This window comes from Paraburkholderia sp. SSBN10T (genome assembly GCF_056619545.1).
On sequence record NZ_JBWQQI010000002.1, the window covers coordinates 198,551 to 216,812 of the forward strand.

Annotated in this window: 9 protein-coding genes; 1 reads left to right on the forward strand and 8 read right to left on the reverse strand. The window is 60.3% G+C overall.

Annotation, left to right across the window (positions count from 1 at the left end; genetic code table 11):
• Positions 1 to 184: 184 nt before the first annotated feature.
• The 6 genes from AC1ECK_RS03515 to AC1ECK_RS03540 form a co-directional block, all read right to left on the reverse strand.
• Positions 185 to 472: a PAAR domain-containing protein gene (locus AC1ECK_RS03515; RefSeq protein WP_480315910.1), complete on the reverse strand. Its 288-nt coding sequence runs from the start codon at positions 470 to 472 to the stop codon at positions 185 to 187.
• Positions 473 to 561: 89 nt separating this feature from the next.
• Positions 562 to 1,536 carry an Imm72 family immunity protein gene (locus tag AC1ECK_RS03520; RefSeq protein WP_480315912.1) on the reverse strand — a complete coding sequence of 325 codons (975 nt, stop codon included), beginning with the start codon at positions 1,534 to 1,536 and terminating at the stop codon, positions 562 to 564.
• A 63-nt stretch (positions 1,537 to 1,599) separates the two neighbouring features.
• Positions 1,600 to 2,463 carry an Imm72 family immunity protein gene (locus AC1ECK_RS03525; RefSeq protein ID WP_480315914.1) on the reverse strand — a complete coding sequence of 288 codons (864 nt, stop codon included), beginning with the start codon at positions 2,461 to 2,463 and terminating at the stop codon, positions 1,600 to 1,602.
• Positions 2,464 to 2,556: 93 nt separating this feature from the next.
• A complete protein-coding gene (locus AC1ECK_RS03530) occupies positions 2,557 to 3,630 on the reverse strand; it encodes an Imm72 family immunity protein (RefSeq protein WP_480315916.1) in 1,074 nt (357 codons plus the stop codon).
• A 36-nt stretch (positions 3,631 to 3,666) separates the two neighbouring features.
• The gene (locus tag AC1ECK_RS03535; protein ID WP_480315918.1) at positions 3,667 to 5,157 is read right to left on the reverse strand and encodes a hypothetical protein; all 1,491 of its coding nucleotides are present in this window, start codon (positions 5,155 to 5,157) and stop codon (positions 3,667 to 3,669) included.
• 2 nt (positions 5,158 to 5,159) lie between these two features.
• On the reverse strand, positions 5,160 to 7,931 hold the full coding sequence (locus tag AC1ECK_RS03540; protein WP_480315920.1) for a type VI secretion system Vgr family protein: 2,772 nt from the start codon (positions 7,929 to 7,931) through the stop codon (positions 5,160 to 5,162).
• A gap of 408 nt (positions 7,932 to 8,339) precedes the next feature.
• Between AC1ECK_RS03540 and AC1ECK_RS03545 the strand changes: the two genes are divergently transcribed.
• On the forward strand, positions 8,340 to 8,696 hold the full coding sequence (locus tag AC1ECK_RS03545) for a nucleotide pyrophosphohydrolase (RefSeq protein WP_480315922.1): 357 nt from the start codon (positions 8,340 to 8,342) through the stop codon (positions 8,694 to 8,696).
• Positions 8,697 to 8,892: 196 nt separating this feature from the next.
• On the opposite strand, the gene AC1ECK_RS03550 is transcribed toward AC1ECK_RS03545, so the two are convergent.
• Both AC1ECK_RS03550 and AC1ECK_RS03555 read right to left on the reverse strand, forming a co-directional pair.
• The gene (locus AC1ECK_RS03550) at positions 8,893 to 9,189 is read right to left on the reverse strand and encodes a MafI2 family immunity protein (protein ID WP_480315924.1); all 297 of its coding nucleotides are present in this window, start codon (positions 9,187 to 9,189) and stop codon (positions 8,893 to 8,895) included.
• Positions 9,189 to 17,696, reverse strand: coding sequence for a hemagglutinin repeat-containing protein (locus AC1ECK_RS03555; protein ID WP_480315926.1), 8,508 nt, complete (start codon positions 17,694 to 17,696; stop codon positions 9,189 to 9,191). The genes AC1ECK_RS03550 and AC1ECK_RS03555 overlap by 1 nt, the downstream gene beginning before the upstream one ends.
• Positions 17,697 to 18,262 lie beyond the last annotated feature (566 nt).

Here is an 18,262-nt window from a genome sequence, read left to right on the forward strand (position 1 = left end):
TCAAAACGCGCCGCCGCGTTATCGCGCGATTCTACATAAAATCAATTGATTATCGCAATGTCTCAGTGGAAATGCATATAAAATCGGAAATTATTCCGTGATATTCAATGCGTTTTGAATATCGGTAAAACTAACTGTGTATTTGTAAAAGGCGCGGTGGCGGTGCTGGCAAAAGGGGCTTGCGTTACGCTTCGGTAGACATCATCTCCTGCGACGCCACTAGCCGAGGAGGCGGATGGCAACCGCAGATGCACAAATCGTCGCTGAGCGCGGCATGTCTTCCGTCAGGCGCCGTCATGATCTGGCGCGGCCCGTCGCACTGGATTTTCCCCGTTGTATTGCAGGCCGGACAGGCTACCGCATCGCCTTCGTGCGCGACGTCCTTCCCGCTTAGCTGGATCGAAGTCGGCGCTGCCTGAACGATGCCGCTGGCTGTCGTCTTATCACCGTTCAAAATCAGATAACGTTTCATGGTTTCTCTTTGGGTTATGGCGTTGTTTTGAATTCAATCGGGGCCTAACAGATGGGCATGTTTTTCTGGCTACTTCGGGTAAGCGCCGCTCAGAGTGGCCATCGTCGAGCGCGGGGCGGCGTGTATCGAGAGGGTTTCTCTAGCTGAAGACAAACGTATCTACTCCAATCGTAGAAGAGACGCAAGGCGATTGCACTTTTGAAGTGGTCTTTTGCTTCAAGGAAGTACAGCGACTCGTCTGGGATGACGCCGTTCGTGTAGCGCGTGTCCTCCCACAGTAGACGCCAATGTGTAGGCCGAGGGGTTACATTGAACGTCGCACGATCAACGCTTAATAGATTAGGGGCTACAGTGTCCGCCACAAAGTAATTGAAACACCCGTTGTCCCCGAATAGTTTTGCGTGAAATGGTATGACACCGAGCATGCGGCTTCGCTCAATGGTGACAGGTTCCCAGATGCCATCGCACGGAACCTTCTGGCCAGACTGGATCACCGGACCGGGCAAATCGGGAACTTGGGGCAAGACGTCGGGGAAAGTCGGATAGGTGAGCTCGTATAGCTTGTAGTTGTACTTCTCGTGGTCCAACAATATCGAAGGCGACGTCAATTGCGCTACGTTGTCGTCCGTACCCCATACCTCCAATGGCGCATGCTCCATCTGATATTCGGACGCGCGCATCAACTTGGCGAGCATATCGACCTTGGGCGGATACGGCTCTATCTGGGCGCCACGGTCCCAGTAGTTCGGGTCCCTATAGAAATAGCTGGCCAGATAATTGAAGCGATTGACCACACGGTCGAGTGCCTGACCTTTGCGCCAGACAAAACGGTGGCCGCGCGAGAGTTCGGCTAGGCCTGTGTCGTAAAGGCCCAAGATTTCATAGATCGTTTTAAGGTGATCTGCGTCCATCGCTTCCGGATCGTTCGCCGGACACGTCTTGATCGCTGTCTCGTATGCGTCGGCGAATATCTTAAAAGCGCTATGCTTCGCTGCCCACAGCGAAACGCTGGTCAGGCGCTGGAGCAGCCAGAAAACCTTGCGTCGTGTGATGTCGTCTTGCATGTCGCACTGGTTTATTGTTTCGATCGCTATCGCGTGTTGTCGCTCACTGGCCTTTGCCTTCGGTTAAAGGAAATATTGCGACTCGTCCGGAATGACGCCGTCCAGATAACGTGTGTCTTCCCAGAGCAGACGCCAGTGCGTGGGCCTGAGGGTCACGGTGAACGTATCGACGTCGGTATCCGAGAAGTTCGGCGCAATCACGCCCGCGACCAGATAATTGAAGCATCCGTTGTTACTCAACAGCTTTGCTCCAATCGAGATGACGCCGGGTCCGCTGCTCTGCTCGATGACGACGGGCTCCCAGATTCCATCGCGCGGAACCGTCTGACCGGACTCGATCACCGGACCGGTCGGATCCGGCACCTCAGGTAAAGTCTCGGGAAATGTTGGGTAAGCGAATTCGTAGAAACCGTGCTTGTAACGCTCCGGATCCAGCAGTGCATTAGGCCATTCCAACCCAGTAATGGGATTGGGCGACAACGCCTCCAGCGGCTCGGAATCCAACTGGAATTGCGATTGGTGCATGAGCTGGTATAAAGCATCGACCTTGGGCGGGTAAGTCTCGAATTGACCGCCGTGCTCCCAATAGTTTGGATTGCGATAGAAGTAGCGATCCAGATCGCCGAATCGAATGGCTCCCTGCCACAGGGCTTGTCCCGAACGCCACACGAAACGTCGGCCTTTCGCGAGTTCTGCAAGTCCCTTGTCGTAGCAATTCAGGATCTCGTAGATCGTTTTCAGGTGACTCGCTTCCATCGCTTCCGGATCGTTCTCCGGCCACGTCTTGATCGCCGTCTCGTAAGCATCGGCAAATACCTTGAAGGCATTGTGCTTGGCTTCCCAGAGCGAAAAACTGGTCAGGCGCTGGAGCAGCCAGAAAACTTTACGACGTGTGACGTCGTCCTGCATGTCGTCTTTGTTCATCATTGCTACCACTTGTCCGTAGAACCTGTCTGGGTGTCATTTGCTGCAGACTTCTCGTTCACCAACTCTCTCGCCCCGGACGTGCAGACGGAATGACTAAGACCTTCTTATTAGATTCCAAGTGACCCAATACACCTTTAGGTCACCGAGACTATCCTTGACCAACAGGTCCGGCATAGAGGCACCCTGTTCAACTTGTACGGTCTTGCCGCCATATTCGTCCGTGTGCCACTCGCCGGATACCGGGCAGACGTCGCCAGTGCGGACGGACGGAACCGCTTCGGGCGCTGACGATTCCTTTGCCTTCGGCTGAAGGAAATATTGCGACTCGTCCGGAATGACGCCGTCCCGATAGCGCGTGTCTTCCCAGAGCAGGCGCCAGTGCGTGGGTCTTGGGGTGATGGTAGCCTTCACCATGTCGACGAGCGAGAGATTAGGCGCTTCAGTATCGGCTACGAGATAGTTGAAACACCCGTCGTTTCCGAACATGCCCGAGCCAACCGGAATGACGCCAAGCACGCGGTGCTGTTCAATCGTGACAGGTTCCCAAATGCCGTCGCATGGAACCGTCTGACCAGACCGGATCACGGGACCGGGTGAGTCAGGCACCTCGGGCAAGACGTCCGGGAAAGTCGGATAGTCTAGCTTGTAGAAGCCGCGGTCATAAGCTGCGGGGTCCAACAGGATGTCCGCCGTCCTTAGGGCCGCCAGCATGCGATTCGTCATGATTTCGAGTGGCGCATCATCCAATTGAAATTCGGATGCGCGCATCATCTGATAAAGCGCATCGACTTTGGGCGGATAGGGAGCGAACTGGCTGCCGTGCTCCCAGTATTTCGGGTTGCGATAAAAATAGCGGGCCAACTCGTTGAACCGGTCAACAACCCGTTCAAGCGGTTGATCGACGCGCCAAACAAAACGACGACCGTTCGCCAGTTCGGGTAGTCCTTTTGCGTAGCAAGCCAAGATCTCGTAGATGATCTTGAGATGATCCGCCTCTAGAGTCTCAGGATCGTTCGACGGCCACGTCTTGATCGCCGTTCCGAAGGCGTCGGCGAATACCTTGAAGGCATCGTGCTTGGCGTTCCAGAGAGACCAACTGGTCAAACGCTGAAGCAACCAGAAAACTTTGCGACGCGTGACGTCATCCTGCATGTTGTATTGGCTCATTACTCCAACCGTATTGTCTGTGCACCGTTTGGGCGTTCATTTGTTGCGGACTTCATCTTCGGCCAGTTTTCGCGTGGACGCAGCGCTGGCATCTTCCGCCGCTTTCCCATAGCCGAATAGCTCCTCTACGTTTTTCCAGTTCGTTTTATAGAACTTGAAAACGACACCCTTGATATTTTCGGTGTGTACGTCGGGCAACTCACCTTTCTTCATGAGATCGCCGATCTTTGTCACGGCATCGTTGATCCCTTCGCCAAAACTCCCGAAGAGTTGTTCACCGCCACCCTCCAGATACTGGAGGCGTTCTCCCCCTCCACGACCGTATTGTTCCGCGACCTGCCCCATCCAGACTTTCGCTTCAGGCCAGATATCGGCGAGATTGTTAGGTAAATGCGCGATCGCGATGAAACCGTTGGCATTGAACTTATCGAGCACCGCGCACAATTCACGCCATTCCTCGGCGGTTTCTGGAGCTTTTCCTAAACCCCAATACATGCCGCCGGCGGCGGACTCAGTACCAATTTTGCCTGCTCTGCCAAATACCCGGAACACCTGTTTACCAGCCAGCTTGGCCGCGTCCCATGCAGCAATTTCTCCATGAAATGAGGCTATGGCTGAATAAACCTGCTCCCTTCCGAAGTACAGCATTGTGTCTGTCTTACGGAACAAATCCGGCCAGCCTTTCGCGATCCAGTCTCCGAATTTTGCCCTGAACACAGCAATGTTATCGGTTTCCCGTACGAGCGCGTCATTGGGACTATAGCGCCCCGCGGGAAGTTTCGGCGTTCGCACCTTCTCCTCGAGATCCGCCTCCGCTTCCCGCGCGACCTTCGGCTGGCCGCCCGTCGCGATCGTTCGCTTTTCACCGTCATATGCGGTGTTCTGCAATACCCGAATCTTGTTGTCCAGTTCGTCCATTGCTTTGGGGACCATCTTGTCGGCCTCTTCCGACAATCCCTCAAATCCGCCGCCGACCGTCTGAAGCTGGAGCCGCCATTGATCCGGCAGCATCTTGCCGACCTGCGCGTCGAGAACCTTCTTGATCGCGCGATCCATGCTCTCGCAGAAGTTCTTCAGCTTATCGATAATCTGTTGCTGGTATTGCTTCACATTGAGCGAACGCAGCCATTCGACCGCATCGCCGTGACCCATGCGATTCAGAAACTGAATGACTTCGCCCAGCAACTTTCCGTCCTTCACCGCGTCGCCGGTGACGCGCAAAGCCAGTCGTCCCACGCCCTTGATGACACCGCCCGCCACCGGGATCAGCGCGAACACGAGGATGACGAGCAGGACCCACTGCATGACTTCCTGGCGCTTCCTCGGATCGGTGCTCATACCGATGCTGACCGCGAGCAGATCGCGTACGGCCGTCACGTCCCCGACGACTGGGATCATGCCGATAGCGGCATCGGTAATGATCTGGCTAATGGTCTGCTTTTCGTTGAACGCTCCCTGCATCGTTCCCCAGCACCATTGCCCGACCTCCATCGAGGTTTCTTTGAAATCTTCAATGCTCCAACTCACTATCACGCTCCCCCGTGTTTCTGGATCAGTGAATCGATGTCGCCGTCGGAAAGCGACTCGCCCTTGAAGTCCGGATTTTTAGTCAGGTTCTTGCGCGCGTAGCTGCGCGTATCCGGCCCGAGCTTGACCTGAACGGGGCCGGCCGGCACGTTTTCCAGATGCATTCGTCCCTGCGCGTCCAACACGCCCTCGCGCGTGCTGTCGTCTGATAGCGTCGCGACGTACTTGGCTCCCTGCACCGGCTCGTTGTCGTGATACAGGTATTGCATAGCGGCGTCATAGTGGGCCGTTGGAAGCGCCGGCAGCGGGTAGTTACCTTGGGTGGGTCCGTTGAATGAATGCTGGCTTCCCTTGACGTCGACCTTGCCCGGCGCGTGAATCTCGATGTTGCCGTCCTTGATGCGGATATACCCGCCGCCGGCTGTCAGGAGAATTCCCTGCGCGGCTGCGACTTCGATCTTTTCCGTCGCAGCGAGCAACTTAAAGGTCTTCTGGGCAGTTAATTCGACGTTGTCGGAATGCGCTTGAACCTCAACCTTGCCCTTCGCCGCAAACAGTTTCATTCCGGCGTTCTGCACATACAGGCTGATCTTCTCCGACACACTCGCAATCAGCGATTTACCAGACGCAATGTGCGTGCTTTGGCCGCTAACGAAGTTGACTTGCTCGGTGGCCGCGATGTGCGCGGATTTCTGCGTCGAGATCGCGATGCCGGCCGGCGACGCCAACAGCATGACCGGTTCCTTGAACGCGTTGGCTGTGCCCGTGCCGCCACCACCCGTGTTGCCGCCGCTGCTTGCTGCGCCCGACACATTGTTCTGTGTCGCGTCGGCGAATGACTTTAGCGATTCGTGACCATCTTTCAGGCTTTCCGCCTGGCCCGCTTCGCTGGCCTGAGAGAGCGCGTCGATCGCGCTTGCAGAAGTCACGAGCTGATTGTTCGCGCTATGTACATCGAGTGGCTGGTCCGACGCGCCAGCGGCCGGGTGCGTCGACACGTACAACCCCTGCCCCGCTCTGACTGCGCCGTACGCATCCGACTTCAGATCGAACCCACTACCGAGATACGCCCCACGCGTATTGTCGTTCTGTTCGATCAGGTAACCTAAATGCAAGTGGGCATTGGTGCTCGTGGAATAGAGTTGAACCCGGTTTTGCCCAGTCGCGTCGTCCATCACCATCTGGTTGTAACCGCTGCCCTGATATTCCTTCGACTTGTAGCCGGACAAGATGCCATTGGAATGCCAATTCGGCGTGGTTGCGCCGTTGTAAATCCGCGCCGTAGCAACCGGACGGTCGCAATCCCCGCCAAACCAGTCGATCAGCACTTCTTCTCCGACCCGGGGGACATGCACACCGCCATATCCCCCGCCCGTATCCGACATCGCGACGCGTACCCAGCACGACGCGTTTTCGTCACCCTCATTCAGGCGGTCCCAGTGAAAGTGAACCTTGATCCGGTTCAGTTCGTCGGTATAGACCTCCTGATTTCCCGGGCCGACGACGATTGCCGTCTGCTGGTGCATTTCCGGCTTGTGATGCTCGAACGGGCTGCGATACGGCACGGTTCGCCGCTGGGCCTCGATCTCGACCAGAAAGAAACCCTCGCTGCCATCGGCATGCTTGACGGTTAGCGCGCTCGAATCCCGATGAGCCGCTTCGATCGCCGCGAGTTCGCTTTTCAGGCTGTGAGGAAAGTCGGCGCTCTGGCTTGTCACCGGCAGATTATTCACAATTGACCATGCCGTCTCCATGACCGCGAACTGACGGTTTTGCGCATCACCGCCAGCATGATCGGGATGGTCTTCCAGTTCGAACCAGTGGCCGGCGTCCATACGGCGTACCGCGCCGGCACCGTAAAACCGCTTCGCTCTGGATTCCCATTCCTCAAGGCGAATCTTGGTCAGCCTGTCGCCGCGCTGGCTGTCGGCATAGGTATAGGCGCCTGTGTACTCGTACACCTCCGCCTGTCCGGGCAGATTGCCCTGATTTCCCATCGTCGGAAAACTGGACTGCTTGCTGAAGGTCGGGTCCTTGTAGTCGAACGTGGTTCGCGTGAGGCTCGAGCTTTGCAACGTTCGTGTGCCGGCCCATTGCACCAGGGCATCGGTCTCGCTGTTGGTACCTGCCCGGTAGAACTGGATTGTCTGCGGACTGAGGGGTGTCATCGAATCGAGGTTGTCGGTGATGACAAGCGTGTGTGATTTGCCATCGTCCGACTGCTGGAAAAAGCCGAACAGCCCTTCGTCTTCCATGATGCGGTGGACGAAGTTCCAGTCGTACTCGGATTGCACGCAAAAGGACCGCGAGGGAAGCGGATTTTGCAAGGCGAAACGAAACGCACCTTGCGCCTGCGGGTGCATGTTGAATACGTCGGTGAGAATCTCGTCGGCAGACTTGTCCTGCCAGATTCGTGCGTCTTTACGAAAACGCAGAAAGTGCATCCACGATGCAAAGGTGAGCTGATAGCTGGCCAGGCCGCTGTCCGAGCCGAGACGCCGTGCGGTGTGCACGTAACCGTGATGAGGCAGATAGGAATCGTCCGACTGCTGGATCCACAGCGTGACGGACTGGGCGATCAGCTTTTTGAGCTCGATGGTGTCGGACGTGGAGACCGCATCGACCGTGAACGTGTAGTCGCGGCCAATCCGTGAGCGTCCGATAACCCGCTGCGGTAATAGGACTTGCTTGTCTAGCGGGGTGTCCAGTTTCAGTATCCGGCCGCTCTGGACAAATGTGCCCCTTATTGCCCCGATTATGTCCTGCGCTCCCATACCGCCTCTTTTATGCAGATGCGCCCCCGCGCTACCGCGGGATTTTACGAGAAATTTCTCAATGGAAGCAAATTCAATGTGGGGGATTAAATGTTAAATCTGGGCATGACTTAATTGTGAAATTAATGCGTTTTGCATTTCGGAAAATGTTTCTTGTTTTTGTTGGTTGATTTGTATTGGGAGGAAATATTTGCTTTTTTGTTGGCCGGCCGAGAGTCGCACACAATCGCTCAAGCTGGACAAAAAGCGCACGCATAGGACGGTCACTCCTATACCATCATGCGTTGTTGACATAGGTGCGACGCGGTTCATTCATGGAGCCAAATGATGCCCTGTTCCATGCCGCAAGCCCAATCAGGTTAGGTCCCCCAGCCGTCTGGGGGAAATCGACACGCCAAGAGATTTGAAATGCAAAGTGATCTTGCTAGCTTGCGCGGCCTCGTTCGTCAGTTTGCGGATGCGCGCGACTGGGACAAATTTCACACGCCAAAGAATCTGGCGACGGCTCTGAGCGTCGAGGCAAGCGAGTTGCTGGAGCCTTTTCAGTGGCTCACCTCCGGAGACAAGAGCGAGCTGGATGAAGGCAAACAGGCCGCTATTCGTCACGAAATGGCGGATGTGTTGCTGTACCTCGTTCGCCTCGCGGACAAGCTTGATGTCGACCTGTATCAAGCCTGTCTGGAAAAAATGGATATCAACCAGGAGAAATATCCTGCCGAAAAGGTTCGTGGAGATTCGCGTAAGTACTCCGATTACAAAGACTAAGAGTGCAAGTGGGTGAACTAGGCCAACTTGATCTGGCCGCATTCCGTCGCCCTTGCTTGTCGCTTCACCCTTGAATCCAGGCAGCTTGAATCCAGCAAGCCAGCCGGGAACAGAGGCCATCGTTGCGGCTACCTGATTATTCTCCACAACAACCCAAGCCAAGGCCGGGGTTGCATACGTAGGTCACTCCTCCAGATCATTCCCTTCTTTGGTAAGCACGCAGTTCTAACGTGCTATCACGAAACGGCTGTGGTGCGTCAATCCGGATGCATTGCATATCGACCAGCTCCTGCTCAAAGTGCGATGCCAGTTCAGATCCCACTTCGTCCATCGCCACCTTATCCTCGTCGGCTATCGGCCCATCAAACACCACTTGCACCGTTATATTTTCTCCGGCAACACCACAACTCACAGCGCGGATATTCGCACTAATGTATCCGAGAAGGGATGCTTGCAACGCTAGCAACAGGCGAATCCGAAACTCCTTATTCATTAGGGTCTCCCAGGAACAATGTGGACTCCATCCTTACTGTAGTGAATGATACCGTTCGTTGTCGGCGTCTTTTCGCCCGTGACCGGATCGACATAGTCCCCGATAACTGTTCCGAAGTTCACACGCTCCCGATAGCCTGGCTGACCAAGCGCAACATTATTCGCGGGCTGTCCACTTCCAGCATAGTTGTCCACAAGCTTTTGGGGATCAGGGTATGTCAACTCGCTTCGGCCAAGAATAAAGTTGTTGTGATCCGGCTGGTGCTTGCCCTGCTTCCCGGCATCAATTGCTGGTGTATCACTGCTCGTACTGCCATCGCCGTTACCACCAGCCGCCGTCGTAATATAGTCAACCAGCCCCTTGACATGATCCGGAATGATCGCCGTGATCCAGTCGCTCACCTTACCGGGGCTTGGCATCGGATAGATCAACGATCCACTTGGCTTGATTGTCGGATCAAGCTCTGTCGCGTTGTCAGCAATTACGCCGTCGCCCTTGCCACGGCTCTCCCCCGTGTACCCCGGTAGCTTGAATCCAGCAAGCCAGCCGGGAACAGGGGCCATCGGTGCCGCTACCTGATTATTCTCCACCTCGATGCGCGCAGCACCCGCAGCCGTTGCCACGTTCAGTCCCGACGCCGCCGCAATGCCCGCCACCAAGCTTGCCACCAGATTGTCACGCGCCTCGCGTTCCGTTGCCGACAAGCCCTCCGCTGGTTTCAGCAAACTACCCAGCACGGAACTGGCCGCCGCGCCCATCGCCCCCGCGCCGCAACTCTGGCTACCCGCCGCCGCGCCCGCGCACCCCACAATCGCATGCAGCGCCGCGCGTGCCTCTTCACTACCGAGTCTGTCCGCAATCTGCTTGACCTGGCCCGCACCCAGCTCCTGCAGGTACGCTACCGTCGCGCTCTGCGCAAACTGCCCCATGCCTCCCGTCACGTTGCCGCCCGCCGCAACCGTCAACGCCGTTAGCACCTGGCGATAGCTCCCGCCCGGCCCCCATTTCGCCAGGTCGTCTGCCTTCGCTTGCGCGGCCGCACGCTGCTCCGGCGTCAGGTTCGGATCGTTCGCGGCCTTCTTCGCGGCGTCCGCTTCCTCGGCGCGATTCGCCACGAATGTCCCGGCCTCGTTGACGAACTGGCTGGTGATATCAAAGCCCGCCTGAATCTTCTCCTTGTCAAAGATTGGCGCGAGCACGCCCGCCGTATCCGACGTATCCCGGTTGATTCCTGCCACCACTTTGGCCGCGCTCTGCCCGGTCAGTTGCTGCTGCTTCGCCTCATCGGTGATGGTGATAGTGCCGCCGCTGATCCCGCTTCGCGTCGTCGAGCTGGCATCGCCCGATGCACCCAGCGCCACAGGCGGCGCAACGGCGAGTCCGCCGTCGCCCTTCGGCAGCGTCGTGCCCGGCACCGGATTCACGTTGTCGGCCGTGCCTTTCTGGCTCTTGCCGATGTCGCCGCCGTAGCCACCCGAGAGCGCGACCTGCGACGCGTCATACGACGCGTGGTTGTGGATGTCGCTGTACGTCAGCGTGCCGGTCGTCAGGCTGTTCACGCCGTCGGCCACCGCCTGGTCGCTGCTCGCAATCACCCCGCCCTTCAGGTCCGTGTTGCCCTTCACATCGACCTGGAACCCGCCATCGCCCGCCTGAATGCCCGACTGCTCCGCCACGCCCGCGTAGTCGCTGTTCATCTTCGCCTGACTGACGCTCGCCGATACACTCGACTTGCACAGCGGTGTCGTGCACACGTTGACGCCCAGGCCCGCACCCTGCTGTTTCGAGTCGTAGTGGTCGGTATCCTGCAGGCTCTCGATGTTGAGATTCCCGCCCACGTTCGCAACCACCTGCTGGCCAGAAACCACCGCGCCTTTCAGGTTCGTATCCCCGCCCGACACGATCGTGAGCCCATTGCCGGCCGTAACATGCGTGTTCGTCCACGACGTCGAGTCGCCGTCCCCGTGACCGCGATTGCCCGCCGCACTGGCGGTGAACGCTATCCCGTTCTGCGATCCCACACCAATCGAGACACCGAGCCCTGCACTGACGCCGCTGTTCTCCGAGTGCTGGCTGCTGATGTTCTGCGCCGCCTGCAGATTCACGTTGCCATCGGCGGCAAGCCGGACGTTGTTGCCAGCCGAAACGTCGCTGCCGATCACGTTGATGTTGCTGTCAGTGCCAGCGCCCGACGCCGCAATCGTCACGTTGCGGCCTGCCGACAATGAACTGCCCACGGCCACACTGGACTGCATCCGCAACTGGCTGTCGCTCTTGCTCGCACCCACCGACACGTTGACGCCAACACTCGTCGCGGCCTTCACCGGATCGCCGCCCACCACGTCGTACGCATTCTTCGCAGCAAGCCCCGTGGTAGCCGCCGCGAGCGCGGTGAGGCGCGCATCGCCGCCGACGTGCTGGGTCGCGCTCGCCATCTGTCGTCCCGTCTGCACCGCCGAGACAACCGGGCTGGTCAAGCCGACCGTCACACCCGCCTGCCGGAACTGCTGCTGCTCCGAAAAGCTCGCCGCATCGTGAGCCGCGTCGACCGTCACGGTTTTGCCCGCCAGCGTCAGGTCGTTGGCCGCATGCAGGATGCTGCCCTTTGCATGCACGTCATTGCCGGAGATGAGCGTCACGTTGCCGTCGAGCGAACCGACCATACTGCCGTTGTTCGTCACCTGACCCGACTGCTGCTGATCCGACTGCGAGCGCGAGCCCACCGAGACCGACAAGCCGCCGTTCGACAACAGCCCCGTTTCCTTCTTGTCGTAGTACGTCGCCGTATCCACGCTATCCCGCGAGGTCGTGACGTTCACATCGCGCGCAGCCTTCAACAGCACGTCGTTAGTGGCGACGATATTGCTGCCCACCACATTGATATCCCGGCTGCTCGCAACCGTGACACCATCGGCCGACACCGTGCTGCCGTAGCTATACGTCGCACTCTGGTCGATACCGCTCGCGACCTGCGTGCCGCTTGCCACACCGCGGTGGCTATGCGTTTCGTGCGCGTTCAGCTCATGCGTTTCCGTTGCCGCACCGACATTCACCTCACCCACCGCAGCCAGCGTCAGATTCCCCCTGTCGAGACTCACCGTGCTGCCCATCACATTGATGTTCCCACCCGACACGACCGCAAGGTTGTCGCCGCCGGTCAGCGTCGTCCCCGTCAGCGTTTCGTCTTTCCGGTGCAGCGTTTCCGCGTAGCTATGGCCGTTGTCCTTACCCGAACTGCTGCTGTTCACCGTCGAGGTGGCACTGGCCGTAAGCAGCGACACGTCTCCATTCACCACCACTGTCCCGCCGCCGCCCAGCTCGATCTGCGCCCCGCGCGCACTCAGGTCGCCGCCCACCGCGATGGCCGACACACCGCCCACCTTCACGGCGCTGCCGGTCGTCCGGTTGAGGTCCGTGTCCGACACGCCGTTCGCCCGCTCGACCACCTTGTGCTCGCCGGTGGTCTGCGCACCGAGCGTCCAGTCGCCGCCAACCAGCATCCCAAGGTTGCCGCCCACCGACAGCGCCCCAGCGTTCTGCTCGAAGTTGCCGCCCGTCACGATCGCCGCGTCGCCGGCCACGTCGATCTGCGCCTGCGGCCCGAGCGTCGTCGTGGTGCGCGTTGCGCCGCTGTCGCTCACCTGCGTGCGGGTCGTCACCGCCGTGTCGAGAATCAGGTCGCCGCCGGTCTGCAACTGCAGGCTCCCGGTCTTCACCGACGCGGACGTCAGGTCGACGTCGCCGGCTGTCTTCAGCGCCATGTTCGCGCCGCTCTGCAGCGCGCCGAAGCGGCTGTCAATCGACTGCCCGTCGAACGAGAAGTTGTTCGATGCTCTCACCGTGCCGCTGTTGACGAACGACTGCGCATTCCTGATATCGATGTCGGTGGCCGCGATCATCGGGCCATTACCCAAGTTAGCCAGGTTCTGCCGGCTCGCCTGCGCGAGATAGACGACCGGCACGAGCACCGCCTGGCCATCGACGATGCGCGTCTCCATAATGATCACGTTGCCGGTCAGCTGCGCCACCTGTTCCGCCGACAGGCCGATACCCAGCGGCAGATCGAGCGACTTTGCCTGCGCGGCGCCCGACGCGAGCAGCGCCTCATACATCGTCTCAAGATCCGTGTACGGCCCGAGCAATGCCTTGCCGGTGAGCGCCGTGATCTGGTTGCGCACGAGCTGTTGCTCATAGAACCCGTCGCCGAGACGCTTTGCGGTGGTCTGCGGATTGAAGCCCAACTGCTGCAAGTAGTAGCCGCTCGACAGGAAACTGCGCGCATTCGTGAACGCGGGATTTGTCTCGATCAGGTACGTCGCGCCTGGCGCGGCATTGGGCCGGAACAACCCGCCCTGCGGCACCGTCAGGTTGTTCAGCACGTTCCCGGCCGTCGCACGTCCGATCACCGGATCGACCGGCCCGGAAGCGCCGGTAACAGGATCGCGGGACGACGGCCCCGACAGTCCCTGGCCCGGCAGCAGCCCGAGCGGTGGCAGCGAGGCATTGCCCGCGGCGTTGTCGATGTTCACGCCCGTGCCACCCAGCGTGCCGCCCGCCACGAAACTCGATTCATAGCCGGGCAGCGCGTAGTAGCGGATATCGGCCGGCGCCTTCTGCGTATAGCCACCCGGACGGGAGCCGACAAACGGGGCATCGCCGAACGGCAGTTGCCAGTCGTGTTCGCTGTTGTCGTAGTTGTTGTAGTGATACTGGCCCGAATACGTGACCTTCAACTGCGGTGCCGTCTGGCCCTGCCAGCTGTTCTGGTCCAGCGTCGCGGGCAACGCAATGTCGCCGGCCGCCGCCACCGCACTCCAGTAGTTCTGGAACAGTCCCACCGACGAGGCCGACAGGTTGCCGCCGGCGACGATCTGCGCCTGTGGGCTGATCGACGTGACGGTATTCGCCTCCGCCACGCCCGTGTAGGTGGTGTACTGATACCCGCTGTTCCACTGGCCGCCGTGCGGGGGCTCGATGTACGCCCCGCCGATGAGCGTGGGGTCACCCGCTGTGACCCAGCCGACATTCTGACCGCTGCAAGCAGCCATGTAGATGGCGGCGCAGCCGGACAGGCTGATGCCGAGGCTCTCGAGCAGCGCCGGATCGACATCGGTCGTGTAGCCGGTCGTCGTCACGCGGCGCGTGTTCGTCACGAGGTCGGCGGCCAGCAGCATGTCGCCTGCGGACCCGATCAGTGCCGACTGGTTGCGGATCACACCGGCATTGACGTAATTGCCGTTCGCATCCTTGCCGCCTGCGAGCACGACCTTGCCCAGACCGTAGATCGCCGTCTGTGCCTGCGTGTCCGTTGCCGTGGTGTCGTCGCGGTTGCCGATGTCCGGGGCGAGCAGCTCCAGCGTGCCATTGCTGTCCGTTGCACCGATCAGCGCGGTCGGGCCAAGGTTTGACAGCGTCGAGGTGGCGGCCAGCGACACGCTGCCGCCCACCATCGCGCCGGTGTTCGTCAGCGTGGCCGAGCGCGTGGCGAGCAGGCCGCCCGCCGCCAGCGTGCCGCTGTTGACGATGTCGCCCGCGTCGATGAAGAAGCGGTTCAGGCCGAGCAGGTCGCCGCTGTTGCTGAACGTGCCCGGCAGCGTAAAGGTCAGGCTGTTGCCCGCGCTGAATTGCCAGGCCGACGTCGCGCTGAAATCGCCCTCAAGGTTCAGCGTCAGGTCACGGGCCGCGCTGTGCGCGCCACCGCCCGACAGCGTGCCGGCCGACACGGTGAGGTCGCGCGTCGAGCCGATCTGGCCATTCGCATTGGACACCGTGCCGGCCGAGATGGCGATGTCGCCCTCGACACCCGCGACATTGCCGATCTGCCCGCCGTCGTTGGCCAGCGTATCCGTGCGGATCGCCAGGTTCGCGCCGCTTAGCTGCGCGCCCTGCGTGTTGACGAGCGTGCCGGCCGTGAGCGTCGTGTCGCCGTTGCCGGTGATCGTGCCCATGCCCGCGACGCCGCCGGCGTGGCTGTTCACGATCGTGCCGGCGGTGACCGTCATGGCGCCCGTGCCGGTATTGCTGATGCGCCCGTCGGCATTGTCGAGCGACGGCACGCCGAGATCGAGCGTGCTGGTGCTGCCATTCCGGCCTGCGTTGATCCAGCCGCCGGCGTTGACGAGCGCGCCCGCGCCCTGCAACGCGAGCGACGAAGCCGAGTAAAACTGGCCCCGCGTGTTGTCGAACACGCCGGCAATCGCTGCCGCCAAGCGCTTTTGCGCTGCGATCAGGCCGCCGGTGCTGTCCACGCTGCCGGCCGACAGCACCAGTTCGCCGTTGCCGATGACGCTGCCGTCGACATTCGACAGGAACCCGCTGCCGTTGCCCGGCGCGAGCGTGAAGGTGCCGGTGCCCGCATGCAGGATCGTGCCGCCGTCGTTGATCAGGGTCGCAGGGGCCAGCGTCAGATCCGTGCTGTTGGTCTGCAGCGTGCCGTTCGAGTTGTCCAGCGTGCCGGAGACGGCCACCTGCATCGCGCCCGGGCCCACCTGCGTGATCGAGCCGCTCCGGTTGATCAGGTTCGTGCCCGACAGCGCGACCCGGGTCGCGGCCAGCTCGCCGGCACGGTTGTCGAGCGTCGCGGCGCTCGCCGTGGCGGTCCGGCCGGCCGTGATCGAACCGCTATTGGCGAGCGTGGTGCCCGCCGACAGCGTGCTGTTGCCAGTCGCTGCGATCCGGCCGCTGTTGACGATCGACTGGACGACAGCCGCAGTGAGGTTGCCGGCGGCGCTCAGTGAACCCGCATTGACGAGCTGCCCGGCCTGCATCGTCACGTCGCCGTTGCCGCCGAGCACGCCATGGGCGCCATTGTTGAGCACGCCCGAGACGCTGACGCTCAGGCCGTCGCCGTTCAGCGATGCGATCTGGCCGCCAGCGTTCTCGAGCGAAGCGGCGGCGATGCTTTCGCGCCCGGCGGCCTGCATCACGCCTTGCAGGTTGTCGAGCGCGCCGCGTACGTTGATATCGAGCGTTGCGTCGGACACGATCTGCCCGCCGGCGTTGGAGACGGCCCCGGCGGCAATCTTTTGCGGGCCATGCGAGGACAGGGCGCCACCGTCGTTCGTCAACGTCCCCTGTGCGGTTGCCGACAGCGCGCCGCCGGCCGTGGTGGTCGCGCCGGACAGGTTCAGGTCGCCGCTGCTGGCTGCGAGCGCAAGGTTGCCGTTTGCCGAGGTCCGGCTGCCGGCGAGGTTCATCGATGCACCCGAAAGCGACGCATCGCCGCCCGCCGCATTGCGGCCCGTTGCCGACAGGCTGCCGGTGGCCGACACGCCCAGGTTGCCCGACCGGGTGATCGAGCCGTCGCTACTGATCCCGGCGCCGAGCGTGCCGGTGGAGTTCACCGAACCGGCACTGGCGTTCAGGTCCTGCTGCGCGGCGAGCGTGCCGCTGTTCGTGAGGTCGGCCGCCGTGCCCAGCGACACCGACTGCTGGCTCCAGGTGGTGCCGCTGTTGTCGATGCCATCGCGCGCCGATGCGCTCAGGCTGCCGCTCGCGTTGGTCTGCCCCGCGAGGACGAGTTTTCCCTGCGTGGTCAGGATGAGGTCGCCCGCCTGCGCCGCGAGCACACCCTGATTCGAAACACCGACGCCGTGCCCGGTTCCGACGAGCACGATGCGATTGGCGTACATGCCGCCCAGGTGGCTCACGTCGATCGATACACCGGGCGCCGGGCCATTGCCTGCAATCGGCGTTGCGTTCAGCGTGCCGTGATCGACGCTGTTCACGCCGGTGATGACGTTCAGGTCCTTCGCGTAAATCGCCGCATTGGCCTGCACGGCTCGCGATATCAGGTCGACCTGGTCCACGTCGGACGCGTTGAATCCTGCGCCCTGGACGGTGATGTTGCCGCCGGTCACGTTGAAGCCAGCGAGCGAGCCATCCGGCGCAAGGTTCGGTGTGCCTGTGGTGAGGATCGCGCGCGAGGTGTTGATGAAGCCACCACCATTGACGGAAATGCCGCTGCCGTTCGCGATCACGACCTCGGCGCGTGGCCCCGCAACCTCCACGTGGCCGTTGATCTGGCTCGCGGCGTGACTGTTGACCTGGTTGATGATGATCCGCGCGGATTGGCCTGGGCCGAGGTTCGGGTTGCCGTTGATCAGGCCCGCCTGCTGCGTCTGCACGATCGTCGGTGAGTTGTTGAGGATGACGCCGGGGTTTTGTACGTCGAACTGGGTGTAGGTGTTTGTTGATACGCCGGCTGGGGAGGGGGCTTGGATGTTTACCTGGGGTAGGCCGTTTTGTGTCGTGATGACGGAAGGGGCATGCGGACCTTCTGGCATGACCTGCGCGTGCGCGGACATTGTGTGGGTGGGCAGCAGCAGGGCAAATGCTAGTGGGCGCAGTGTGGACCGGACAGCGCGCCAACCTTCCGGTGAGGTGGTCGGGGCAATGCGCGCTGTTTCTCCCCCGGTTGCCTTGCCGTCTGCCGTAACGGTCTCTCCGACTGCAACCAGCATTCCGCGAAGCCGGCTGAACACCAGCCGGAAAGACCTTGCATTCATTCTTCTTTTCGCTTGTTCGTACAACGGATTATTTGTAAACGAAACGAAGAGTAACGAAAGGGATGGGGAATTTATTGTTGGTCATTCTTAGATGTGGCCGGGCAGCAACGATTTCGGAAAATCGGATTTCTCTGATTGTGTCGAAGGAAGTTATCAGGATTTAAAGCAGCACTCCTGATGAATGGTATCAACGACGCGACTGCTCATGCAGGGATTCCCACCATCCTGAAAAACCGTGCTGCAGGTTGAACAAGCAAACTGCGTGGGAGACGTCGACCAGCGTGCCGATTAGGCAAGCTGGTCGTAGCGCTAAGTGGGCCTGTCAGGGGCTTGTCAGATATAGCTTCTATTTCTGCTGTTCATGTAGTGGTTGTCAGAAGCCGTAGCCGCAAGCGCTGGTCATTCACCGCAGAATATGCAGTGAATGCGCTGACTATTCGCCGCACGAATATCGTTCTCATGAACGCCTGTCAGTGTGTGTCCGTCAAAAATGTAGGAAAGAAATGTGCGAACTCTTTTGATGTTCATCGAACGTTGTGGCCTGTTGCACAACCCACGACAATGAT

Coding starts and splice junctions, on each gene's coding strand:
- AC1ECK_RS03555 (WP_480315926.1), bottom strand. CDS start 17,696: ATGAATGCAAGGTCTTTCCGGCTGGTGTTCAGCCGGCTTCGCGGAATG.
- AC1ECK_RS03540 (WP_480315920.1), bottom strand. CDS start 7,931: ATGGGAGCGCAGGACATAATCGGGGCAATAAGGGGCACATTTGTCCAG.
- AC1ECK_RS03545 (WP_480315922.1), top strand. CDS start 8,340: ATGCAAAGTGATCTTGCTAGCTTGCGCGGCCTCGTTCGTCAGTTTGCG.
- AC1ECK_RS03525 (WP_480315914.1), bottom strand. CDS start 2,463: ATGATGAACAAAGACGACATGCAGGACGACGTCACACGTCGTAAAGTT.
- AC1ECK_RS03550 (WP_480315924.1), bottom strand. CDS start 9,189: ATGAATAAGGAGTTTCGGATTCGCCTGTTGCTAGCGTTGCAAGCATCC.
- AC1ECK_RS03515 (WP_480315910.1), bottom strand. CDS start 472: ATGAAACGTTATCTGATTTTGAACGGTGATAAGACGACAGCCAGCGGC.
- AC1ECK_RS03530 (WP_480315916.1), bottom strand. CDS start 3,630: ATGAGCCAATACAACATGCAGGATGACGTCACGCGTCGCAAAGTTTTC.
- AC1ECK_RS03520 (WP_480315912.1), bottom strand. CDS start 1,536: ATGCAAGACGACATCACACGACGCAAGGTTTTCTGGCTGCTCCAGCGC.